At 73.7% G+C, this 22,649-nt stretch carries 20 protein-coding genes; 13 read left to right on the top strand and 7 right to left on the bottom strand.

Features of this window, described 5'->3' with window-relative positions; genetic code table 11:
• The 4 genes from ACFUEL_RS13050 to rny form a co-directional block, all read left to right on the top strand.
• Positions 1-533: hypothetical protein (locus ACFUEL_RS13050; protein WP_380236222.1), on the top strand; the 533-nt coding region annotated here is incomplete at its 5' end.
• A gap of 305 nt (positions 534-838) precedes the next feature.
• A complete protein-coding gene (recA, locus tag ACFUEL_RS13045; protein WP_380236221.1) occupies positions 839-1,945 on the top strand; it encodes a recombinase RecA in 1,107 nt (368 codons plus the stop codon).
• A 4-nt stretch (positions 1,946-1,949) separates the two neighbouring features.
• Entirely contained in the window at positions 1,950-2,843 is an 894-nt protein-coding gene (gene recX, locus ACFUEL_RS13040) for a recombination regulator RecX (protein ID WP_380236218.1), read from the top strand.
• Between the two features lie 183 nt (positions 2,844-3,026).
• Positions 3,027-4,430: a ribonuclease Y gene (gene rny, locus ACFUEL_RS13035; protein ID WP_380236217.1), complete on the top strand. Its 1,404-nt coding sequence runs from the start codon at positions 3,027-3,029 to the stop codon at positions 4,428-4,430.
• 99 nt (positions 4,431-4,529) lie between these two features.
• Here rny and ACFUEL_RS13030 read toward each other — a convergent pair whose 3' ends face one another.
• The 5 genes from ACFUEL_RS13030 to ACFUEL_RS13010 form a co-directional block, all read right to left on the bottom strand.
• Positions 4,530-6,200 carry an FAD-dependent monooxygenase gene (locus tag ACFUEL_RS13030; protein WP_380236216.1) on the bottom strand — a complete coding sequence of 557 codons (1,671 nt, stop codon included), beginning with the start codon at positions 6,198-6,200 and terminating at the stop codon, positions 4,530-4,532.
• A gap of 107 nt (positions 6,201-6,307) precedes the next feature.
• Complete coding sequence (locus ACFUEL_RS13025) at positions 6,308-7,135, bottom strand: amino acid ABC transporter permease (protein WP_380236215.1); 828 nt, start codon at positions 7,133-7,135, stop codon at positions 6,308-6,310.
• Positions 7,132-7,782, bottom strand: a complete 651-nt coding sequence (locus ACFUEL_RS13020) for an amino acid ABC transporter permease (protein ID WP_380236214.1) — start codon at positions 7,780-7,782, stop codon at positions 7,132-7,134. Before ACFUEL_RS13020 ends, ACFUEL_RS13025 begins: the two co-directional genes overlap by 4 nt.
• A gap of 40 nt (positions 7,783-7,822) precedes the next feature.
• Entirely contained in the window at positions 7,823-8,740 is a 918-nt protein-coding gene (locus ACFUEL_RS13015; protein WP_380236223.1) for a glutamate ABC transporter substrate-binding protein, read from the bottom strand.
• A gap of 76 nt (positions 8,741-8,816) precedes the next feature.
• Positions 8,817-9,599 (bottom strand): amino acid ABC transporter ATP-binding protein, encoded by a 783-nt coding sequence (locus tag ACFUEL_RS13010; protein ID WP_380236213.1) that lies wholly within the window; start codon positions 9,597-9,599, stop codon positions 8,817-8,819.
• 350 nt (positions 9,600-9,949) lie between these two features.
• Here ACFUEL_RS13010 and ACFUEL_RS13005 point away from each other — a divergent pair, with 350 nt between their 5' ends.
• Both ACFUEL_RS13005 and ACFUEL_RS13000 read left to right on the top strand, forming a co-directional pair.
• Complete coding sequence (locus tag ACFUEL_RS13005) at positions 9,950-10,705, top strand: response regulator transcription factor (protein WP_380236211.1); 756 nt, start codon at positions 9,950-9,952, stop codon at positions 10,703-10,705.
• A 6-nt stretch (positions 10,706-10,711) separates the two neighbouring features.
• Entirely contained in the window at positions 10,712-12,151 is a 1,440-nt protein-coding gene (locus ACFUEL_RS13000; RefSeq protein WP_380236210.1) for a sensor histidine kinase, read from the top strand.
• A 12-nt stretch (positions 12,152-12,163) separates the two neighbouring features.
• Here ACFUEL_RS13000 and ACFUEL_RS12995 read toward each other — a convergent pair whose 3' ends face one another.
• Complete coding sequence (locus tag ACFUEL_RS12995; RefSeq protein ID WP_380236209.1) at positions 12,164-13,189, bottom strand: TAXI family TRAP transporter solute-binding subunit; 1,026 nt, start codon at positions 13,187-13,189, stop codon at positions 12,164-12,166.
• Positions 13,190-13,262: 73 nt separating this feature from the next.
• Here ACFUEL_RS12995 and miaB point away from each other — a divergent pair, with 73 nt between their 5' ends.
• Positions 13,263-14,789, top strand: a complete 1,527-nt coding sequence (miaB, locus tag ACFUEL_RS12990; RefSeq protein ID WP_380236208.1) for a tRNA (N6-isopentenyl adenosine(37)-C2)-methylthiotransferase MiaB — start codon at positions 13,263-13,265, stop codon at positions 14,787-14,789.
• Positions 14,790-14,985: 196 nt separating this feature from the next.
• Positions 14,986-15,678 carry a class III extradiol dioxygenase subunit B-like domain-containing protein gene (locus ACFUEL_RS12985; protein WP_380236207.1) on the top strand — a complete coding sequence of 231 codons (693 nt, stop codon included), beginning with the start codon at positions 14,986-14,988 and terminating at the stop codon, positions 15,676-15,678.
• Positions 15,679-15,699: 21 nt separating this feature from the next.
• Here ACFUEL_RS12985 and ACFUEL_RS12980 read toward each other — a convergent pair whose 3' ends face one another.
• The gene (locus tag ACFUEL_RS12980) at positions 15,700-15,912 is read right to left on the bottom strand and encodes an antitoxin (RefSeq protein WP_380236206.1); all 213 of its coding nucleotides are present in this window, start codon (positions 15,910-15,912) and stop codon (positions 15,700-15,702) included.
• Positions 15,913-16,030: 118 nt separating this feature from the next.
• Between ACFUEL_RS12980 and miaA the strand changes: the two genes are divergently transcribed.
• The 5 genes from miaA to hflX all read left to right on the top strand — a co-directional run bounded on the left by miaA (position 16,031) and on the right by hflX (position 22,606).
• Positions 16,031-17,008: a tRNA (adenosine(37)-N6)-dimethylallyltransferase MiaA gene (gene miaA, locus ACFUEL_RS12975; RefSeq protein WP_380236205.1), complete on the top strand. Its 978-nt coding sequence runs from the start codon at positions 16,031-16,033 to the stop codon at positions 17,006-17,008.
• A gap of 252 nt (positions 17,009-17,260) precedes the next feature.
• A complete protein-coding gene (locus ACFUEL_RS12970; RefSeq protein WP_380236204.1) occupies positions 17,261-17,746 on the top strand; it encodes a hypothetical protein in 486 nt (161 codons plus the stop codon).
• A 42-nt stretch (positions 17,747-17,788) separates the two neighbouring features.
• Entirely contained in the window at positions 17,789-18,667 is an 879-nt protein-coding gene (dapF, locus tag ACFUEL_RS12965; RefSeq protein ID WP_380236202.1) for a diaminopimelate epimerase, read from the top strand.
• Between the two features lie 176 nt (positions 18,668-18,843).
• Positions 18,844-21,105, top strand: a complete 2,262-nt coding sequence (locus ACFUEL_RS12960; protein ID WP_380236201.1) for a RelA/SpoT family protein — start codon at positions 18,844-18,846, stop codon at positions 21,103-21,105.
• Between the two features lies 1 nt (position 21,106).
• On the top strand, positions 21,107-22,606 hold the full coding sequence (gene hflX / locus ACFUEL_RS12955) for a GTPase HflX (protein ID WP_380236199.1): 1,500 nt from the start codon (positions 21,107-21,109) through the stop codon (positions 22,604-22,606).
• Positions 22,607-22,649: the final 43 nt, after the last annotated feature.

Raw genomic sequence — 22,649 nt, 5'->3', positions numbered from 1 at the left:
AGTGGAAGCTCTGGGAGGCGCTCTGGCCGGCCGCCCCGCAGGAGCGCGCGTACGAGCAGGCGGTGGCGGTCTGGCAGGAGCGGCACGCCGTCGACCCCTCGCTGGAGAAGCCCACCGAGGCGTACGTCCAGCAGTACTGGACGCCGAAGGAGGACGTCGTCAACACCTACGCGACGCTGGACGGCGTCCGGCAGAAGTACGACGAGCAGGGCGGCTACCCGACCCCCGGGCACCTCGAGCCGTGGATGGGGGACACGTTCAGCGGCGGCCTGATGGGCCCCCGGTCCAAGGACTCCCGGCCCGGACCGCTGCCGGTGACGCTCGCCGTGATGGCGTTCGGGCCGGACATCGCCAAGGTCGAGGTGACCTGGACCGACGGCAGCGTCGTCGAACCGCAGCTGGTCACGGTCGGGGACTCGCCCTACCGGCGGATCGTGGTGCCGGAGCAGGTCGGGAAGCGGGTCACCTCCTGGCGGTTCTTCGACAAGAGCGGCGCCGAGGTGCCGAACGCGGGCGAGGAGATGCTCAAGTAGCGGCGCGGCGGGGGAGGGGCCCGGTGCCACGGCTTTCCGGCCGTGGGGCCGGGCCCCGCTCCGTTCCGGGCTCGATTCGCTCCGGTCCTGGCTCGCTCCGGCCCGGCTCGTTCCGGGCGGCGGGTCCGGCGCGGCGGGGCCGGGGCGGGGTGGTCGAGGTGCGAGACTAGAATCGAACGCATGTTCTTTGTACTCTTCGGCGCGGAGTTTTCCACAGGCCGAGCCCGTCCGGGGCCGATTGTCGGTGGGACGCGCTAGCGTCGATGACGATGAAGCGCACAGGACAGAACCCGAGGGTGGAAGCCATGGCAGGAACGGACCGCGAGAAGGCCCTGGAGGCCGCACTCGCCCAGATCGAGCGACAGTTCGGCAAGGGCTCGGTGATGCGCCTCGGCGAGAAGGCGAACGAGCAGATCGAGGTGATCTCCACCGGGTCCACCGCCCTCGACGTGGCGCTCGGCGTGGGCGGCATCCCGCGCGGCCGCGTGATCGAGATCTACGGCCCGGAGTCCTCCGGCAAGACCACTCTGACCCTGCACCTGGCCGCCAACGCGCAGAAGGCCGGCGGCACCGTCGCCTTCGTCGACGCCGAGCACGCGCTCGACCCCGAGTACGCCAAGAAGCTCGGGGTGGACACCGACAAGCTGCTGGTCAGCCAGCCGGACACCGGCGAGCAGGCGCTGGAGATCACCGACATGCTGATCCGCTCCGGCGCGATCGACCTGGTGATCATCGACTCGGTGGCCGCGCTGGTGCCGCGGGCCGAGATCGAGGGCGAGATGGGCGACTCGCACGTCGGCCTCCAGGCCCGTCTGATGAGCCAGGCACTGCGGAAGATCGCCGGTGCGCTGAACCAGTCGAACACCACCGCGATCTTCATCAACCAGCTGCGCGAGAAGATCGGCGTGATGTTCGGTTCGCCGGAGACCACCACCGGTGGCCGCGCGCTCAAGTTCTACGCCTCGGTCCGCCTCGACATCCGGCGCATCGAGACCCTGAAGGACGGCACCGAGGCGGTCGGCAACCGCACCCGCGTCAAGGTCGTCAAGAACAAGGTGGCCGCGCCGTTCAAGCAGGCCGAGTTCGACATCCTCTACGGCGTCGGCATCAGCCGCGAGGGCGGCCTGATCGACATGGGCGTGGAGCACGGCTTCATCCGGAAGTCCGGCGCCTGGTACACCTACGAGGGCGACCAGCTGGGCCAGGGCAAGGAGAACGCCCGCAACTTCCTGAAGGACAACCCGCAGCTGGCCGACGAGATCGAGGTCAAGATCAAGGGCAAGCTGGGCATCGGTCCGAAGCCCGTCGAGGCCGAGGGCGACGCCGCCCCCGCTCCGGCCGTGGAGATCCCGGCGGCCGCGGCCCCGGCGAAGGCCGCGGCCAAGAAGACGGCGGCCGCCGCCAAGGGCTGATCCGTTGACAGCGCAGCACGACCACCACCCGGCACCGGGTCCGTCCGAGGACGGGCCCGGTGCGGGCGTATCCGGCAGCGGCAGCGGGGACGATCACGGTCCGCCGGACTGGTTCGCGGCGGCGGCCGAGGAGCAGGTGCCGGAGCAGCCCCCGGTGGGCGAACTCCCCGGGCTGGTACGGGCCTCCGACCTGCCCGGCGGGCGGCGGCGACGGCGCAGCGCGCTGGGGGAGCTGCCGGAGCCGGCACCCGCGGCGGAGCGGCCGCGGCGGCGGGCGAAGGCCGAACGGGCGGACCGGGGGGACCGGGCCGGCGGACCGGACGGGGCGCGGGAGCCGGGGGAGAAGCGGGAGAAGCGGCGCGGGCGGGCCGCCGAACCGGAGGGCGATCCGGCGGAGCGGGCCCGGGACGTCTGCCTGCGGCTGCTCACCGGAGCCGCCAAGTCCCGCAAGCAGCTGGCCGACGCGCTGCGCCGCAAGGAGATCCCGGACGAGGTCGCCGAGCAGGTGCTGGACCGGCTGGAGGAGGTCGGCCTGATCGACGACGCCGCCTTCGCCGAGGCGTGGGTGGAGTCCCGGCACGCGGTGCGCGGGCTGTCCCGGCGGGCGCTGGCCCAGGAGTTGCGCACCAAGGGCGTCACCGGGGAGACCGCCGAGCGGGCCCTGCTGCAGGTGGACGCCGACGACGAGACCGAGGCCGCCCGGGCGCTGGTGGTGCGGAAGCTGCGCTCCACCGCGGGCCTGGAACGGGCGGTGCGGACCAGGCGGCTGGTCGGGGTGCTGGCCCGGCGCGGCTACGCCGAGGGCCTGGCGTACCGGGTGGTGCGGGAGGCGCTGGACGCGGCGGAGGGGGCCGGGGGCGCCGAGGGGGAGGACTGGCCGGGGGCGGAGGAGGACTGAGCGCGGGCTCCGGGTGCGGAGCCCGCGGCATGGTGCGATGTGATGACTGGTGATCAGATCGATGGAGCCAATTCTCGATCGCATCTTGACCGTTTCGTAACCTCGGCCTAGCCTCACACTCAGTGGCAGGACGATCGCGGAGGTCGCCTCAGCGGCAGCGTGAGCAGGACGGGGTGTGGCCGGATGGGCATCGCTCAGGGCACCGAGACGGGTTCCTCCCTGCTGCTGGCGGCCGGGGTGCTGATCGGCGCCCTGGTGCTGGTGCTGGCCGCCGGGTTCCTGATGCTCCGCCAGCGCCGGGCCGAACTCGACCGCCGCGAGCAGCGGTTGACCGCCGAGCTGCACCGCCTCCACCTGCACGAGGACGAACTCGCCGCCCGCGCCGCCGAAGCCGAGCGGGTGCGCGGCGAACTCGCCGAGCAGGCGGTCGGGAACCGCGTGCTGCTGGAGCGCACCGCCGGGCTGACCGCCGCGCAGGCCCGGGAGGAGATCGTCCGGGCCGCCGAGTCGGAGGCCCGCCGGGAGGCCGCGCTGACCGTCCGGGAGATCGAGCGGCGGGCCGTCACCGAGGGGGAGGGCCGGGCCCGCGAGATCATCGCCGCGTCCGTCCAGCGGCTGGCCGCCGAGCACACCGCCGACACCGTGGTCACCACCCTGCGGCTGCCCAGTGAGGACATGAAGGGGCGGGTGATCGGCCGCGAGGGCCGCAACATCCGCGCCTTCGAGGCCGTCACCGGCGTCAACCTGATCGTCGACGACACCCCCGGGCTGGTGCAGCTCTCCTGCTTCGACCCCGTCCGGCGGGAGAGCGCCCGGCTCACCCTGGAGGCGCTGCTGGTCGACGGGCGGATCCACCCCGCCCGGATCGAGGAGGCGCACGAGCGCAGCCGGGCCGAGGTCGAGCGGCTGTGCGTCCGGGCCGGGGAGGACGCGCTGCTGACCGTCGGGATCGGGGCCGGCAGCGAGATGTCGCCCGAACTCGTCCGCACCCTGGGCACGTTGCGCTACCGCACCTCGTACGGGCAGAACGTGCTCGGGCACCTGGTGGAGTCCGCGCACCTGGCCGGGATGATGGCCGCCGAGCTCGGCGTCGACCCGGAGCCGGTGCGGCGGGCCGCGCTGCTGCACGACATCGGCAAGGCGCTCAGCCACCGGGTGCCGGGCAGCCACGCCGCGATCGGTGCGGAGTTCGCCCGGCGGCACGGCGAGGCGGAGGAGGTCGTGCACGCGATAGCGGCCCACCACGGGGAGATCGAGGCGAAGACCGTCGAGGCGGTGCTCACCCAGGCCGCCGACGCGTGCTCGGCCGGGCGGCCGGGTGCCCGCAAGGAGTCGGTGGAGGCGTACGTGCGCCGGCTGGAGCGGCTGGAGGAGATCGCTCGGGCGCACGAGGGCGTCACCAAGGTCTACGCGATGCAGGCCGGGCGGGAGGTCCGGGTGATGGTGCAGCCCGAGGCGGTGGACGACCTGCGGGCGCAGGAGATCGCCAGGGAGGTCGCCCGGCAGGTCCGGGAGGAGCTGACCTACCCGGGGCAGATCCGGATCACGGTGGTGCGGGAGTCGCGGGCGACGGAGGTCGCGCGGTAGCGGTCGGCGCGCAGCCCGGGGCGCCCCGGGCGGCAACCGGCTGTCGGGGGCGCGGTCTTGCCGGTGCGGCGGTGGCCGGGCGCGCAGTTCCTCGCGCCCCTACCGGGTCTTCTCCTGTTCCAGGCCGGGCTTGGGGGTGAGCGGGGCGGTGAGGGCGTGCAGGGTCTCGGGGTGGAGGCCGGGGGTGGTGCCGAGGAGGTGGCCGTCGGGGCGGACCAGCAGGACGGTGTGCGGGGTGGCGCCGGGGTAGCCGTCGGTGACCAGGACCTCGGCGGGGACGGGGAGGGCGGCGGCGAGGTCGGCCAGGCGGGGCATCAGGCCGGCGCCGATCCAGTGCTCGGCGGACCAGACGGCGGCGCCGGGGGCGACCAGCACCAGCAGGAAGGGGCCGCCGAGGCGGCCCCGGAGGGTGTCCGCGGTGCCCTCGGCGGTGACCACCGGCAGGTCGGGCACCAGGACGCCGGGGGCGGTCGCCGGGAGCTGTTCGGTGAGCGAGGTGCCGCGGCCGGCGCCGCGCTGCTCGGGGACGCGCGGGGCGACGCCGGAGGGGGCGGCGGGGTAGGCGGGGGCGCCGCCGAAGCGGCCGGTGCCGAGCTGGCCGTCGGCGAGCAGCGGGGCGTGCTTGCGGAAGGAGCCGGACAGCAGCGAGCGCCGGGTCTCGGCCCAGCCGCGCAGCGGCCGCAGCAGCGGCATGCTCTGGTCGACGGCGCGCAGCCGGGCGCCCACCGCGCCGCGGCGCTCGGCCTCGTAGCCGTCGAGCAGGGCGCGGTCGGCGCGGTCGCCGCCGGGCGGCAGGTGCCAGGCGAGGGCGAGCCGCCAGGCGAGGTTGTCGGCGTCGCGCAGGCCGTCGGCGAGGTTCTGCATGCCGAGGGCGCCGTGCAGGTGGGCGGCGTCGCCGGCCAGGAAGCAGCGGCCGGTGCGGAAGCGGGCGGCCAGCCGCTGCTGGTAGGTGTGGTCGGCGGCGGCGAGCAGTTGGTGGGGCGGGAGTTCGCCGCACCAGCCGGTGAGCGCGGAGGTGACCCGGGTGAGCAGGGTGTCGCCGGTGACGATGCCGGGCCAGGTGGCGTGCGGGTCGACCGGTTCGGTGGGCTGGGGGCGGCCGGGGGGCAGCCGCCAGTCGAGCCGCCACAGGCCGTCCGGCAGCGGGCGGGCGGACGCCTCGCGGTCGCCGCGCCACGGGGGTTCGCGGTGCAGCCGGGCCTCGCCGGGGAAGGGCAGGTCGACCCGGACGGTGGCGACGGCGTGCCGGTCGACGGCGGGCCGGCCGGGGAAGCGGACCTTGAGCAGTTTGCGGACGGCCGAGCGGGCGCCGTCGCAGCCGACCAGGTGGCTGCCGCGCCACCAGGTCTCCTCCCCGGCGGAGTTGGTGCGGACGGCGACCCCGTCGCGGTCCTGGACGATCTCGACCACCTTGTGCCGCGGCAGCAGGTGGATCAGCGGCGTCGCGGCGACCGCGTCGCGCAGGCCGCGCTGGAGGCGGTGCTGGGCGAGGTGCAGGACGGGTTCGGCGTCCAGCGGCAGGCGCAGCACCTCGGCGCGGCGGCGCCAGATGGTGAAGGCGTCCCAGCGGGCGGCGTCGGAGGCGACCCGGGCGTAGCCGATCCGGCCGAGGAAGGCGGCGGTGTCGCCGCCGAGCACGACGGTGCGGGGGCTCTCGGCGCTGACGCCGGGACCCTCGTCCAGGACGGTGCTGGGGACTTCGTTGCGGGCCAGGGCCAGCGCCAGGGCGAGCCCGACCGGCCCGGCCCCGACGATGATCACCGCGTCCATGCCGGGGCCTTCGGGCGGGCGGCGCCGGCCGCCGGTGCGTCATGTGCCGGGTGGGAGGTCCCAGGTGGTGTCACGAAGAGCAATGCAACAGATCACCTGGGTGTCCGTCAAGCAGCGGATGCGCCGCGCCGGTTCGCGCCGCGGCGGCCGCGGGACTCGATCCAGCGGGCCAGGCCGCTGAGCGCGAGGCACATCGCGATGTAGATCGGGGTGATCACCAGGACCACCGGGATGTACGGGTAGCCGTCGGAGTTGGAGGCGATCCACTTGCCGACGAACAGCAGCTCCGGGTACGTGATGATGTAGCCGAGCGAGGTGTCCTTGAGCGTGACGACCAGTTGGCCGATGATCGCGGGCAGCATCGCCCGGACCGACTGCGGGACGAGCACCAGGCTCATCACCTGGGTCTTGCGCAGGCCCAGGGCGTACGCGGCCTCGCCCTGGCCGCGCGGGACGGCGTTGATGCCGGAGCGGATGATCTCGGCCTGCACGGCGCCGTTGTACAGGGTCAGGCCGACGACCAGGCCCCACATCGGCTCGGCGGTGAACACCGCCTGGTACAGTGCGAAGATCATGATCACCAGCGGCATGGCCCGGAAGAACTGGACCACCGCGGTGGACACCGCGCGCACCGGCCGGTGGTCGGAGAGCCGGCCGGCGGCCAGCAGCACGCCGAGCAGCAGCGAGCCCGCCGCGGCCAGGCCGAACGCCTTCAGGGTGGCCAGCACGCCGTCCAGGATCCGCTGCTGGACGGTGTTGTACTCGAAGGACTCCCACAGCGCGCCGTCGAACTGGCCCTGGTCGGCCAGGGTGGCCACCACCCACCAGAGCAGCCCGGCGATGCCCAGCGTGCCGAGCACGCCGGCCACCAGGTAGCGCCGCCGGGCCCGCGGGCCGGGGACGTCGTACAGGACGGAGGCGGAGCGCACGCTCATCGGGCCACCACCGCGCGCCGCTCCAGGGCGGAGAAGACCGCGCCGACCGAGAAGCTGATCACCAGGTAGGCCAGGGCGACCCAGAAGAAGATGGCGAAGATGGCGTAGCCCTTCTCGGTCAGGGTCTTCTGGACGCTGAACAGCTCGAACACGTTGAACGCGCCGGCCACGGCCGAGTTGCGGGGCAGGGCGATGAACACCGAGCCCATCGGCGCCAGCACCGAGCGGGCCGCCTGCGGCAGCACCACCAGGCCCAGCGTCTGGCCGAAGCCCATGCCCAGCGAGCGGGCCGCCTCGGCCTGGCCCAGCGGCACCGTGTTGATGCCGGCCCGCAGCACCTCGCAGACGAAGCTGCCGGTGTAGATGCTGAGCGCGGCCACGGCCGCGGCGAAGCTGCTGATGTGCACGTCCAGCCGCGGCAGCACGAAGGTCACCGCGAAGAACATCAGGGTCAGCGGGGTGTTGCGGAAGATCGTCACCCAGGCGGTGCCGAAGGTCCGCAGCACCGGGACCGGCGAGACGCGGAAGGCCGCCAGCACGAAGCCCAGCAGCAGGGCGAACAGGGCGCTGAGCGCGCTCAGTTCGATCGTCCCCAGGAACCCGCGGGCGAACAGCGAGAAGTTGCCGTCCTCGAACGGTATGCCCATGCCGGCGGCCCTCCTTTCTCGGTATCGGACGGGACGGGCGTCAGGAGGCGGTGGTCGGGTCCAGGTCGGGGATCGCCGGCGCGCCGGAGCCGGACAGGCCCAGGGTGGCGTCGTACGCCTTCTTCCAGTCGCCGTTGTCCTCGTGCTTCTTGAGGGCGTCGTTGATCGCCTTCTGCAGCGCGGCGTCGCCCTTCTTCAGGCCGATGCCGTAGCGCTCCTTGGAGAACGGCTCGCCGACGACCTTCAACTTGCCCTGGTTCTTCGCGGCGTAGCCCTTGAGGATCGCGTCGTCGGTGGTGACCGCGTCGACCTCCTTGGTGAGCAGCTTCTCCACGCAGAGCGAGTAGGTGTCGAAGGTGATGACCGTGGGCTCGTACTTCTTGATGTTGTCGACCGAGGTGGAACCGGTCGCGGTGCAGACCGACTTGCCCTTGGTGGTCTCGGGGCTGGTGATCTCGGAGTTGTCCTTGTTCACCAGCAGCGACTGGCCGGCGATGTAGTACGGGCCGGCGAAGTCGATCGACTTCTTGCGGTTGTCGTTGATCGAGTAGGTGCCGACGTAGTAGTCGACCTGGCCGCCGGACAGCGAGGTCTCGCGGGCGCTGGAGTTGATCGTCTTGAACTCGATCTGGTCGGCCGAGAAGCCGAGGTCGGCGGCGACCATCTTGGCGATCTCGATGTCGAAGCCGTTGCGCTTGCCGGTCTGCACGTCCTCGAAGCCGAGGAACGGCTGGTCGGACTTGGCGCCGATGACCAGCTTGCCGCGCTTCTTGGCCTCGGTCCAGGTCGGCGAGGCGTCCAGCTTGGCGTCGGCGCTCACCTGGTAGGTCGGCAGCTGCGGGGCCGCCGAACCGCCCTTGTCGGCGTCGGAGTTCGGCGATCCGTCCTTGCCGCAGGCGGCGACCGCCGTCAGGGCGAGCACGGACAGGGCGGCGGCTACGGTACGACGGGCCTTCATGCGGTCGTTCTTCTCCTCGGTAGGGGCCATCGCTGGCTCCGGGCAAATTCGAACTGACGCTAGAACACGGTGGGGCTCAGTGGTGCAGGATCTTGGAAAGGAAGTCCTTGGCCCGGTCGCTGCGCGGCGCGGTGAAGAACGCCTCGGGGGTGTTCTGCTCGACGATCCGGCCGTCCGCCATGAACAGGACGCGGTTGGCGGCCGAGCGCGCGAAGCCCATCTCGTGGGTCACCACCACCATGGTCATGCCCTTGGCGGCGAGCGAGCGCATCACCTCCAGCACCTCGTTGACCATCTCCGGGTCGAGGGCCGAGGTCGGCTCGTCGAACAGCATCACCTTGGGGTTCATCGCCAGCGCGCGGGCGATCGCCACCCGCTGCTGCTGGCCGCCGGACAGCTGGGCCGGGAACTTGTCCGCCTGGGCGCCCACGCCGACCCGCTCCAGCAGCTCGCGGGCGGTCTTCTCGGCCTCGGCCTTCGGCACCCGGCCGACCTTCACCTGGGCCAGCACCACGTTCTGCAGCACGGTCTTGTGCGCGAACAGGTTGAAGGACTGGAACACCATGCCGACCTGGGCGCGCAGCCGGGCCAGCTCGCGGCCCTCGGCGGGCAGCGGCCGGCCGTCCACCTCGATCGTGCCGGAGTCGATGGTCTCCAGCCGGTTGATGGTGCGGCACAGCGTGGACTTGCCGGAGCCGGACGGGCCGATCAGCACCACGACCTCGCCCTGCGCGATCTCCAGGTCGATGTCCTGCAGCACGTGCAGCGCGCCGAAGTGCTTGTTCACCCCGCGCAGCGACACCAGCGGGGTGCTCCGGCCGCTCCCCGCCTGCTGCGGGTCGGCGCTGTTCTCGGTCATCGCGGCTCGCTCCCTCGTCCTCCGAACCCGGGCCAACTCGCAGGGGCCGCAGAGCCGGTGATGGTCCGTCTGATGTCCGGGGGCCGGAGCCGGCGGAGCCCTCGGCCCCCGGACTGGGGTGACTTTAGACAGGTACACGACCCCTCGTCAGCCGATCTGAGCTGAACTTGAGGATCACGGTTCGGCTACGCCGGGTAGTCGGCAGGTAGCGGATACCGGCTGGGTAACGGACCGGGGGACCTGGTTGACCGGAGGACCCCGGATGGGCATGGATGCCAGGATGGCCGCGGTTCCGAGGGGACCGGGCCGCGCGACCGCGCCCGAACGAACACCGCCGGAAAGGGGACCCGATGCGCCTGCTCCTGGTCGAGGACGACGACCGCGTGGCCGCCGCCCTGGTCGCGGTGCTCGGCCGGCACGGCTTCCAGGTCCGGCACGCCCGCAGCGGCCACGAGGCGCTGGACGCGCTCGTCCCCGACGGCAGCGACCCCTACCGGGTGGTGCTGCTCGACCTCGGGCTGCCCGACCGGGACGGCTTCGAGGTGTGCAGCCGGATCCGGGCCGGCAGCGGCGTCCCGGTCATCATGGTGACCGCGCGCGCCGACATCCGCTCCCGGATCCACGGCCTCAACCTCGGCGCCGACGACTACGTGGTCAAGCCCTACGACATGGGCGAGCTGCTGGCCCGCATCCACGCGGTGGCCCGCCGCGGTACCCCCCGGCCCGCCGAGGAGAACGGCCCCGAACCGGCCGGACCGCTCGCCTCCCGCGGCATCCGGATCGACCGCGAGCGCCGCCGGGTCTCCGTCGAGGGCCGCGACGTCCCGCTCACCCGCAAGGAGTTCGACCTGCTGGCGCTGCTCGCCCAGAGCCCCGGCGTGGTCTACCGCCGCGAGCAGATCTTCAGCGAGGTCTGGCGCTCCGGCTGGGAGGGCAACGGCCGCACCCTGGAGGTGCACATCGGCTCGCTGCGCACCAAGCTCGGCCTGCCCGGACTGGTCGAGGCCGTCCGCGGCGTCGGCTACCGGCTGATACCCGGCCAGCCCGGCCAGCCCGACGGCGGGCCCGGCCCCGCGGGCGCCGGCGACGACCCGGCGGAGCGCTGACCGTACGTGCGCAACCGCCTGCTCGGCATCCTGATCGCCCTGATGGCCTGCGTGCTGGCCGCGCTCGGAGTGCCCCTGGCCTACCTGATCGCCGCCTCCGAGCAGTCCAAGGTGGTGGTCGACCGGATCGACGACGCCGCCCGCTTCGCCCAGGACCTGCCCACCCAGGGCCGCCCCAACACCGCCGCGGTCAAGGGCGACCCGCAGCCCGGCCCCGGCGACAACGGCCGGCTGTACGCCCTGACCAGCGAGGTCCAGCGCTACCAGGAGCTGTACGGCGTCCGGATCGGCGTCTTCCAGCGCGACGGCAGCGCCGTCGCCGCCGCCCCCGACGGCTGGCGGCCGCCCGCCGCCGGCCCCGGCCGGCAGGCGTACCAGGAGGCGCTGGCCGGCCGCCGCAGCCACAACCCGCCGCAGGTCTGGCCGTGGACCCCCGACCGCACCCTCGCCGTCGCCCTGCCGGTGGTCCGCGACGGCGACGTGGTCGCCGTGGTGCTCACCGAATCGCCCACCGGCGGCCTGCGCTCGCGGATCCTGCACCGCTGGATGGTGCTGGCCGGCGGCGAGGCGCTCGCCATGATCGTCGCCATCCTGCTCGCCGTCCGGCTCACCGGCTGGGTGCTGCGCCCGGTCCGCACCCTGGACCGGGCCACCCACGACATCGCCACCGGACGGCTCGGCGCCCGGGTCGCCCCCAGCAGCGGGCCGCCCGAACTGCGGCGCCTGGCCCGTTCGTTCAACGACATGGCGGACCACGTGGTGCTCGCCATCGACCAGCAGCGGGCGTTCGTCGCCGACGCCTCCCACCAGCTGCGCAACCCGCTCGCCGCGCTGCTGCTGCGGGTCGAGCTGATCGGCCTGGAACTGCCCGAGGGCCACGAGGAGGAACTCGCCGCCGTCCGCGAGGAGGGCGCCCGGCTGGCCCGGGTGCTGGACGACCTGCTCGGCCTGGCCACCGCCGAGGGCTCCCGGCCCGAACCCGAACCGGTCGACCTGGCCGAACTCGTCCGCACCCGGATCGACGCCTGGCGGCCGCTGGCCGAACAGCGCGGCGTCCGGCTGCGCTGGGAGGGCCCGCCGATGGCGCACGCCTGGGCCGACCCGATCGGCTTCGGCAGCGCGCTGGACGCCGTCCTGGACAACGCGCTGAAGTTCACCCCGGCCGACAGCACCGTCCGGGTCGGCCTCACCATCGGCAAGGACGAGGTCACCGCCACCGTCACCGACGCCGGACCCGGCCTCACCGAGGAGGAGCTGGCCCGGGTCGGCGACCGGTTCTGGCGCTCCTCCCGGCACCAGAACATCGACGGCTCCGGGCTGGGCCTGTCCATCGCCCGCACCCTGCTGCTGGCCGGCGGCGGCGGGCTCGACTTCGCGCCCGCCGAGCCGAACGGCCTCACCGTCCGGCTGGTGGTGCCCCGGCGGCGCCGCTGGCCCGGGGCCTGACCGGGAGACGCGTCAGGGCTTCACGGACAGGTAGTAGCGCTCGGCACCGTCGTGCAGCGGCAGCGGGTCGGTGTACACCGCCGTGCGCAGGTCCACCAGCTGCGCGGCGTGCACCTGGCCGCCGATGGCGTCCCGGCTGTCGATCACCGCCCGGGTCAGCGCCTCCACCAGCGCCGGGTCCACGTCCGCCCGGGTCACCAGCAGGTTCGGCACCGCCACCGTCGGCACCGCCACCCGCTCCGGCTGCACGTCCGGGTAGGCGTCGGCCGGGATGGTCGCCGCCCGGTAGGCGTCCATCCCCGGGCCCGCCAGCTGGTGCAGCGGATCGGACAGGTCGCCCATCGGCACGATCCGGATCGGGGTACGCTGCGACAGGTCGGTCAGCGCCGTCGTCGGCAGGCCGCCCGACCAGAAGAACGCGTCCAGCTCCTTCTTCTGCAGCCCGTCCGCGGCCTCCACGACGCCGACCTGCGCCGACCGCACGTCCCGGTCCGGGTCCAGGCCCGCCGCCTCCAGCAGCCGCCGGGTCACCAGGTTCACCCCCGACTTCGCCTGCCCCACCCCGACCCGCAGCCCGCGCAGGTCCGCCACCGAGTGCACCGGCGAGTCGGCCGGTACCACCAGCTGCATGTAGTCGTCGTACAGCCGGGCGATCGCCCGCAGCTCCGGCTTGCGCGGGCTGCCGAACGTCGCTACCGCGTCCGCCGTGGCGATCGCGAAGTCGTCCTGGCCCGCCACCACCCGCTCCAGGTTGTCCAGCGAGCCCACCGAGTTGTCCAACTGCACCCGCAACCCGGGCATGTGCTGGCCCAGGTACTGCCGCAGCAGCACCCCGTACCGGTCGTACACCCCGCCGACCACCCCCGTCGCGAACGCCACCCGGCCGCGCGGACCCGCCGTCGAGGACGCCGAGGACGCCCACCAGCCGCCCGCGCCCGCGACCACCAGCAGCAGCGCCGCGCAGAACAGGAGCGGTCGGCTGCGCAGCAGTCGGCGCGGCGCGGCACCCGGACGGGAGGGGAGGTTCGCAGCAGCCATGCCGTGGATACTGCCAGCCCCCACCGCCCGGCGGGAGGGCCGCCCCGCTGCCCGTACCCTTGGCTCTGTGGGTATGGAGGAGAGCTTGCGAACTTACAAGGTCGTCACGTACGGCTGCCAGATGAACGTCCACGACTCCGAGCGCCTGTCCGGGCTGCTGGAGGAGGCCGGCTACGCCAAGGCCGCCGGCGACGGCGACCCCGACCTGGTGGTCTTCAACACCTGCGCGGTCCGCGAGAACGCCGACAACAAGCTGTACGGCAACCTCGGCCGGCTCGCCCCCGCCAAGCAGGCCAACCGCGGCATGCAGATCGCCGTCGGCGGCTGCCTCGCCCAGAAGGACCGCGAGACCATCGTCCGCAAGGCCCCCTGGGTCGACGTCGTCTTCGGCACCCACAACATCGGCCACCTGCCCGCCCTGCTGGAGCGCGCCGCCGTCGAGCGCAAGGCCCAGGTCGAGATCCTCGAATCGCTGGAGACCTTCCCCTCCACGCTGCCCACCCGGCGCGAGTCCGCGTACGCGGCCTGGGTCGCCATCTCGGTCGGCTGCAACAACACCTGCACCTTCTGCATCGTCCCCGCGCTGCGCGGCAAGGAGGAGGACCGCCGCCCCGGCGACGTGCTCGCCGAGGTCGAGGCGCTGGTCGCCGAGGGCGTCGTCGAGGTCACCCTGCTCGGGCAGAACGTCAACGCGTACGGCTCCGACCTCGGCGACCGCGAGGCGTTCGGCAAGCTGCTGCGCGCCTGCGGCCAGGTCGAGGGCCTGGAGCGGGTCCGCTTCACCTCGCCGCACCCGCGCGACTTCACCGACGACGTGATCGCCGCGATGGCCGAGACGCCCAACGTGATGCACCAGCTGCACATGCCGCTGCAGTCCGGCTCCGACACCGTGCTGAAGGCGATGCGGCGCTCCTACCGGCAGGAACGCTTCCTCGGCATCATCGCGAAGGTCCGGGCCGCGATGCCCGACGCCGCGATCTCCACCGACATCATCGTCGGCTTCCCCGGCGAGACCGACGAGGACTTCGAGCAGACCATGCACGTGGTCCGCGAGGCGCGCTTCGCCAACGCCTTCACCTTCCAGTACTCCAAGCGGCCCGGGACGCCCGCCGCCGAGATGGCGGACCAGGTGCCGAAGGCCGTCGTCCAGGAGCGCTACGAGCGGCTGGTCGCCCTCCAGGAGGAGATCTCCTGGGAGGAGAACAAGAAGCAGGTCGGCCGCAAGCTGGAGATCCTGGTCGCCGAGGGCGAGGGCAAGAAGGACGACCGCACCGACCGGCTCTCCGGGCGCGCGCCCGACAACCGGCTCGTCCACTTCTCCCGGAGCTTGCGAGGGGAGAACGAAGAGCACAGCACGCGCCCCGAGGGCGGGGTGCGGCCCGGCGACATGGTCACCGTCGAGATCACCTACGCCGCCCCGCACCACCTCCTCGCCGAGGGCCCCGCGCTGGGCGTGCGGCGCACCCGGGCGGGCGACGCGTGGGAGAAGCGGCAGGCGGCGCCGGCGGCTAAGCCGGCGGGCGTGATGCTGGGGCTGCCGACGATCGGTGTCCCGGTGCGGACGGAAGCCGCGCCGAGCGGGGACGGCTGCGGCTGTTAGCGCAGGTGCGTGCAGGCAGGGGCGCGGGGAACTGCGCGAAGCGGTAGGTGAACGTCCGCAGGATCGCGGGACAGTGCAAGTGGTCGTCCTGCGTCGCGATCCTGCTGTGCGTGCTCGGTTGCCCGCGCAGTTCCCCGCGCCCCGGTCTGTGCGCTTCGCTGTCTGTGCGTTTTCGTGGGCGCGTAGAGTGATCGACATGCTTGTTGCCGCCGCCGTGTGCCCGTGTCCGCCGTTGCTCGTGCCGGAGGTGGCGGCGGGGGCCGCCGGTGAGGCGGCGGGGCTGCGGGGGGCGTGCCTGGCGGCGGTGGGGGAGTTGGCGGGGGTCGACCTGGTGGTGGTGGTCGGGACCGGTGAGCGGGCCGGGGTGTGGACCGAGGGCGGGGCGGGGTCGTTCCGGCGCTACGGGGTGGCGAGGGCGGTGCGGCTGCCGCTGGGCAGGGTGGACGGTCCGGAGCTGTCGCCCGCGTTGACGGTGGGGGCGTGGCTGCTGGAGGAGGCGGGCGTCCGGGTGCCGACGCACGCCGTCGCGGTGCGGCCGGACACCGGGGCGGAGCGGCTGCTGGGCCTGGGCCGGGGGCTGGCCGAACTCGCGGACCGGGTGGGCCTGTTGGTGCTCGGTGACGGCAGCGCCCGGCGCTCGGTGAAGGCACCCGGGTACCTGGACGAGCGGGCCGAGGGGTACGACCGGGCGGTGGCCCGCGCGCTGGCCGGGGCGGACGCGTCCGCGCTGGCCGGGCTGGACGCGGCGCTGTCGGCCGAGCTGATGGCCGAGGGGCGCGCCCCGTGGCAGGTGCTCGCGGGGGCCGCGGAGGGCGCCGCGCTCAGCGGTGAACTGCGCTACGAGGACGCCCCGTACGGCGTCGGCTACCTGGTGGCGTCCTGGCGCTGAGCGCGGCGGACACCCCGGGGGTCAGTCGTCCTTGGGCTTGGCGGCGAAGTCGTCGCGGGCGTGCTTGGTCGCCGAGGTGCCCTTGACGATCTTGTCGGAGTACTTGTGCTTGGTGGCCTTGTCGATCGCCTCGCCGGTCTTGTCCACCATGCTGTCGATCTTGTCGCCGTGCTTGCCGGCCAGTTCACTGGCCTTCCCCTTGAGTTCCTCGGCCTTGCCCTTGAGATTGTCCATCAGGCCCATGGAGTGCACTCCTCGCGAATCGGGTCATTTCGGTACCGGGTATAGCTGATCCTCCCCGGTCAACGAGCCCGCGACACGGGAGGTGCCCGGGTTTTGCGAGACTGGGGAGGTGAGCGGTTCCTCTTCTTCCCCTTCTCCGCGTTCCGACGCCCCGCCCCGGGTGGTCTCGGTGGTCGGCGCGACGGCGGCCGGCAAGTCCGACCTGGCGGTGGCGATCGCCCGCGAGCTCGGCGGGGAGGTGGTGAACACCGACTCGATGCAGCTGTACCGGGGCATGGACATCGGCACCGCCAAGCTGACGGCCGAGGAGCGGGCCGGCGTCCCGCACCACCTGCTGGACGTGTGGGAGGTGACCGAGACCGCCTCGGTGGCCGAGTACCAGCGCCTCGCGCGGGCCGAGATGGACCGGCAGCTGGCGGCCGGGCAGGTGCCGGTGCTGGTCGGCGGTTCCGGCCTGTACGTGCGGGCGGCGGTGGACGAGATGGAGTTCCCCGGCACCGACCCCGCGGTGCGCTCCCGGCTGGAGGAGGAGCTGGAGCGGGTCGGCCCCGGCGCGCTGCACCGGCGCCTGGCCGGGCTGGACCCGGCGGCGGCGGAGGCGATCCTGCCCAGCAACGGGCGGCGGGTGGTCCGGGCGCTGGAGGTCATCGAGATCACCGGGCGCCCGTTCACGGCCAGCCTGCCGGCCCGGCGGGCGGTGTACGACGCGGTGCAGATCGGCGTCCGGGTGCCGCGCCCGGAGCTGGACCGGCGGATCGAGCTGCGGGTGGACCGGATGTGGGAGGCCGGGCTGCTGGAGGAGGTCCGGGAGTTGGAGCGGGCCGGGCTGCGCGAGGGGCTGACCGCGAGCCGGGCGCTCGGCTACCAGCAGGTGCTGGCGTTCTTCGCCGGGGAGTGCACCGAGGACGAGGCGCGGGCGGAGACCGTCCGGGCGACCCGCCGGTTCGCCCGGCGCCAGGAGTCCTGGTTCCGCCGGGACGACCGGATCCACTGGCTGGACCGCCCCGAGGGGTCCGATCCGGTCGGGCTGCTGGACCGGGCACTGGAACTGATCCACCGTCCGGAAGAACCCGGCAGGGCGGGCTGACCGGCGCATTTCGGCTCTCCGACGGCCCGATCCGGCCAGGCCCGCGGCGTCTGCACCGGCAGACGCAGGTGCAGATGGCACCGGCGGTCACGACCGGATCACGTCCTGGCATCGGATCACCCGATCAAGCCGCGGGACCCCCTGTCGGAGTGTTGGTACGTGCCATCATCGGTAGCACCGAGGCCCGGCACGCGGGCCGGCCTCACTGCCCGCGAGCCCCGGAGCTCGTGTCGAGCCGTCAGGGGAGGCCGCGTGTCAACGGGTACCGGCCCCGAAACCGATGAGCTGCTCGGCGACGTCACCGACGGGTCCGAGACCCTCCCCGAGCTCGCCATCCCCACCACCTCGTACGCGGTCGCGCTGCCCGCGATCGACGACCTGGCCGCCGCGCCGGGCGTGGTCCACGAGCGGGACATCCGGCCGCGCCGCCGGCTGCGCTGGTGGCAGATCCTCCCGATCGCCGCGACGCTGATGTTCGGCTCGCTGATGTTCGCCTTCCCGCTCGCCTTCGGCAGCGAGGGCGCCACCGCGATGATCGGGATGCTCGGCCTGCTGATCACCTCGGCCTCGGTCGGCTGGGGCGCGATGGCCGGCCGCCGGGCCGGCTACAAGTGGCCGGGCGTGCCCCGCCGGGGCAGCACCGAGCGGGCCGGCTGGAAGGCCATCGTGCTGTACACCCTGCTGGCCGCGGCGGCCGTCGCGCTCGCCGTCTGGCGGGTCGTCCACCTGCGCGGCTGACCGCCCCGGGGCGGGGGCGGGCGCCCCGTTACCATCGGCGGTGTGAGCGAGCGCAGCGGAACCAGCGGAACGGCCTTCCTCAAGGGGCACGGCACCCAGAACGACTTCGTGATCGTCCCCGACCCGGACGGCCTGGTCGACCTGTCGGCGGCGGACGTCGCCGCCCTGTGCGACCGGCGGGCCGGGATCGGCGCGGACGGCGTGCTGCGGGTGGTCCGCTCGGCGGCCGAGCCCGCCGCGGCGGGGATGGCCGGACAGGCCGAGTGGTTCATGGACTACCGCAACGCGGACGGCTCGATCGCCGAGATGTGCGGCAACGGGGTGCGGGTGTTCGCCCGGTACCTGGTGCACGCCGGGCACGCGGAGCCGGGCGAGCTGGCGGTGGCCACCCGCGGCGGGGTGAAGAGGGTGCGGATCGCCGCGGACGCCCCGGACGGCACCCCGGGCGAGGTCACCGTGGACATGGGGCGCGCCGCCTTCCCCGGCCCGGACGGCATCACCGTCACCGTGGACGGGCGGACCTGGCCCGCGCTGAACGTCAACATGGGCAACCCGCACGCCGTCGCCTTCGTCGAGGACCTGGCGCACGCGGGCCACCTGCTCGACGCCCCGGCCACCGCCCCCGCGGGCGCGTACCCGCAGGGCGTGAACGTGGAGTTCGTGGTGGACCGCGGCGAGCGGCACGTGGCGATGCGGGTGCACGAGCGCGGCTCCGGCGAGACCCGCTCCTGCGGCACCGGCGCCTGCGCCGTCGCGGTGGCGGCGATCCGGCGCGACGGCGCCGACCCGGCGGCCACCGGCGAGGCGGCGCGCTACACGGTGGACGTGCCCGGCGGGCGGCTGGTGATCGAGGAGTTCCCGGACGGCCGGATCGAGATGACCGGCCCCGCGGTGATCGTCGCGGAGGGCGTGCTCGCCTGACGGCAGGTCAGGGCGAGGGAGCGTCAGTTCCCGCTTCCCACCGCGCTCCCCGGCTAATCCGCCCGTTCGGGTGATCCGGGTGACAGAGGGGAAGCGGGGGCTCGCGCAACGTGCTCTGCTCGGTAGCATGGACCACCGGGTCGGCCGTCGCTCCGGTGTTGCTGCCGGAGGTGCAGATGACCATCCGCTCCGAGTTGGCGGGTTCACCGTCCAAGCAGCAGGCGGGCCGGTTCAGCCGCGCGGCACTCGGCCGGGCCGGCCGGGCGGCGCTGCTCGCCACCGGGCGGACGCCCGTCCCCGACGCCATCGAGCCGATCGTCCAGGCCCACCGGGTGCACCACCCGCAGGCCGACGTACCCCTGCTGACCAGGGCGTACCGCCTCGCCGAGGAGAGCCACCGGGGGCAGACCCGCAAGAGCGGCGAGCCGTACATCACCCACCCGCTCGCGGTCACGATGATCCTCGCCCAGCTCGGCTCGGACACCACCACGCTGGTCGCCTCGCTGCTGCACGACACCGTCGAGGACACCGAGGTGACGCTGGCGCAGGTCGCCGAGGACTTCGGGCCCGAGGTGGCCTACCTGGTGGACGGCGTCACCAAACTGGAGAAGGTCGACTTCGGGGCCGCCGCCGAGCCCGAGACCTTCCGCAAGATGCTGGTCGCCACCGGCGACGACGTCCGGGTGATGGTGGTCAAGCTCGCCGACCGGCTGCACAACATGCGCACCATCCGGCACATGAAGCCGGCCAGCCGGGTGCGGATCGCCAAGGTCACCCGGGACGTGCTGATCCCGCTGGCCGAACGGCTCGGCATCCAGGTGGTCAAGGCGGAGCTGGAGGACATCGTCTTCGCCACCCTGCACCCCGAGGAGTACGAGCACACCGGCGCGGTGGCCGGCGGCTGGACGGACGGCGTGCTCGCCCCGTTCGCCGCCGAGCTCGGCCGCCAGCTCGCCGAGGCCGGCATCTCCTCCGCCGTCACCGTCCGCCCCCGGCACCTGGTCTCGCTGCACCGGGTGATGATCAAGCGCGGGGCCGGACCGGACGGCGCCGGGCTGCGGCCCGCCGACTTCGGGCGGCTGCTGGTGGTGGTCGAGGAGAACGCCGACTGCTACGCCGTGCTCGGCGAGCTGCACACCTGCTGGACGCCGCTGCCCGGCGAGTTCAAGGACTTCGTGGCCGCCCCCAAGTTCAACCTGTACCAGTCGCTGCACACCGCGGTCGCGCTGCCCGGCGGCGAGGTGATCGAGGTCCTGGTCCGCACCCGGCGGATGCACGAGGTCGCCGAGACCGGCGTGGTCGCCCTCGGCGACCCGCGCGCCGCCGACCGGCAGGGCGCCGCCGACGACCCCGAGGACCGCACCGACCCGGCCCGCCCCGGCTGGCTGGCCCGGCTGCTCGACTGGCAGCAGGACACCCCCGACCCGGACGCCTTCTGGTCCGCGCTCACCGCCGACCTGCGCGACGACCGCGAGATCACCGCCGTCACCGAGGACGGCGCCACCCTGCACCTGCCGGCCGGCTCCAGCTGCCTGGACGCCGCCTACCTGCTCGGCGAGGAGACCGGCCACCGGTGCATCGGCGCCCGGGTCAACGGCCGGCTCGCCGCGCTCTCCACCCAGCTGCGCGACGGCGACATGCTCGGCCTGCTGCTCGCCCCCGACGGCGAGGACAGCGGCCCCGACCCGCAGTGGCTGGAGTACGTCCGCACCCCCGGCGCCCGGCTCGCCGTCGAACGCCGGCTGGCCGCCCGCCCGGCCGCCCGCCAGGCCGTCGCCGAACTGCCCGAGCAGCCCGCCGCCGGCACCGCCCCGGCCCCCGCCGCGCCCCCCGCACCGCCCGCCGCCGCCCCCGCCGAGGTGCCCGAACTGCCCGGCTCCGCCGTCCGGTTGGCCCGCTGCTGCACGCCCGTCCCGCCCGACGAGGTGACCGGCATCGTGCTGCGCGGCGGCGCCGTCGCGGTGCACCGGGCGGGCTGTCCCACCGGCACCCGGATGCTGCGCGGCGGCCGCCACGCCGCCGCCGTCCGCTGGCTGCCCGGCGGCGCCCCGCAGTGGGGCTACCGGGCCACCCTGCACGCCGAGGCGCTCAACCGCCCCCGGCTGCTCGCCGACCTGACCGCGGCGATCTCCGGCGAGGGCGTGTCCATCTTCTCCGCCGAGGTCGAACCGCCCCGCCAGTTGCGGGTCCGGCACAGCTACACCCTGGAGCTGCCCGACGCCGCCGCGCTCCCGGCGGTGATGCGGGCGATGCTGCGGGTCTCCGGCGTGTACGACGTCTACCGGCCCGGCGGGCCCGAGGAGGGGGCGGCCGCCGGGGCCGAGGGGGCGGCTGGTAAAAGGGATGACTCGGGCACGGCGGCCGTGCAACCATCGTGGGGAATTCACGGCGGCTCCGCCGTGTTGTCCGAGAGCACGACCCGATCAACCCAAGGATGAAATGACCTCCACGTTCGACAGCCGCACCCGATCGAGCGAGTCCGCCCAGCGGCTCGCCGACCTCAAGGCGGAAGCCCTGATGGACGAGGACCTCGCGGCGATCGACGAGGGCCTCGGCAACTACGACGGAGAGCAGTACGACCGCACCGAGCGCGCCGCGCTCCGCCGCGTCGCCGGCCTCTCCACCGAACTGCAGGACGTCACCGAAGTCGAGTACCGCCAGCTCCGCCTGGAGCGCGTGGTGCTCGTCGGCGTGTGGACGGACGGCACGCTGGAGGAGGCGGAGAACTCGATGGCCGAGCTCGCCGCCCTCGCCGAGACGGCCGGCTCCGAAGTCCTGGACGGCGTGATCCAGCGCCGCGACAAGCCCGACGCGGCCACCTACATCGGCTCCGGCAAGGCCCGGGAGCTGCGCGACATCGTCGCCTCCTCCGGCGCCGACACCGTGGTCTGCGACGGTGAGCTGACCCCGGGCCAGCTGATCCACCTCGAAGACGTGGTCAAGGTCAAGGTCGTCGACCGCACCGCCCTGATCCTGGACATCTTCGCCCAGCACGCCAAGTCCCGGGAGGGCAAGGCGCAGGTCTCGCTCGCGCAGATGCAGTACATGCTCCCGCGCCTGCGCGGCTGGGGCCAGTCGCTGTCCCGGCAGATGGGTGGCGGCGGCTCCGGCACCTCGGGCGGCGGCATGGCCACCCGCGGTCCCGGTGAGACCAAGATCGAGACCGACCGGCGGCGGATCCGCGAGAAGATGGCGAAGCTCCGCAAGGAGATCGCCGACATGAAGAAGGGCCGCGACACCAAGCGGCAGGAGCGGCGGCGCAACCACGTCCCGTCGGTGGCCATCGCCGGGTACACCAACGCGGGCAAGTCCTCGCTGCTCAACCGGCTCACCGGGGCCGGCGTCCTGGTGGAGAACGCCCTGTTCGCCACCCTGGACCCGACGGTCCGCCGGGCCGAGACCCCGAGCGGCCGGCTCTACACCCTGGCCGACACCGTCGGCTTCGTCCGGCACCTGCCGCACCACCTGGTCGAGGCGTTCCGCTCCACCATGGAGGAGGTCGCCGACGCCGACCTCATCCTGCACGTGGTGGACGGCTCGCACCCCGAGCCGGAGACCCAGCTCGCCGCCGTCCGCGAGGTGATCGTCTCGGTCGACGCGCAGAACGTGCCGGAGATCGTGGTGATCAACAAGGCCGACGCGGCGGACCCGCTGGTCCTCCAGCGCCTGCTGCGCCGCGAGCCGCACGCCATCGTGGTGTCGGCCCGCAGCGGCCAGGGCATCGAGGAACTGCTCGCCCTGATCGACCGGGAGCTGCCCCGCCCCGCGGTGGAGATCCGGGCCCTGGTGCCCTACACCCGCGGCGACCTGGTCTCCCGGGTCCACGCGGAGGGCGAGCTGATCTCCACCGAGCACACGGCGGACGGCACCCTGCTGCACGCCAAGGTGGCGACCGTGCTGGCCGGGGAGCTGGAGAAGTACGAGGTCGTCACGGCCTGACCGGGCCGGACCGACCGAACGGGCGGCGCACCTCGCGGTGCGC

Source organism: Kitasatospora sp. NPDC057198 (assembly GCF_042670125.1).
GTDB lineage: Bacteria > Actinomycetota > Actinomycetes > Streptomycetales > Streptomycetaceae > Kitasatospora.
The sequence above is the reverse complement of the archived record's forward strand: the minus strand, read 5'-3'. Positions and strand labels throughout refer to the sequence as shown.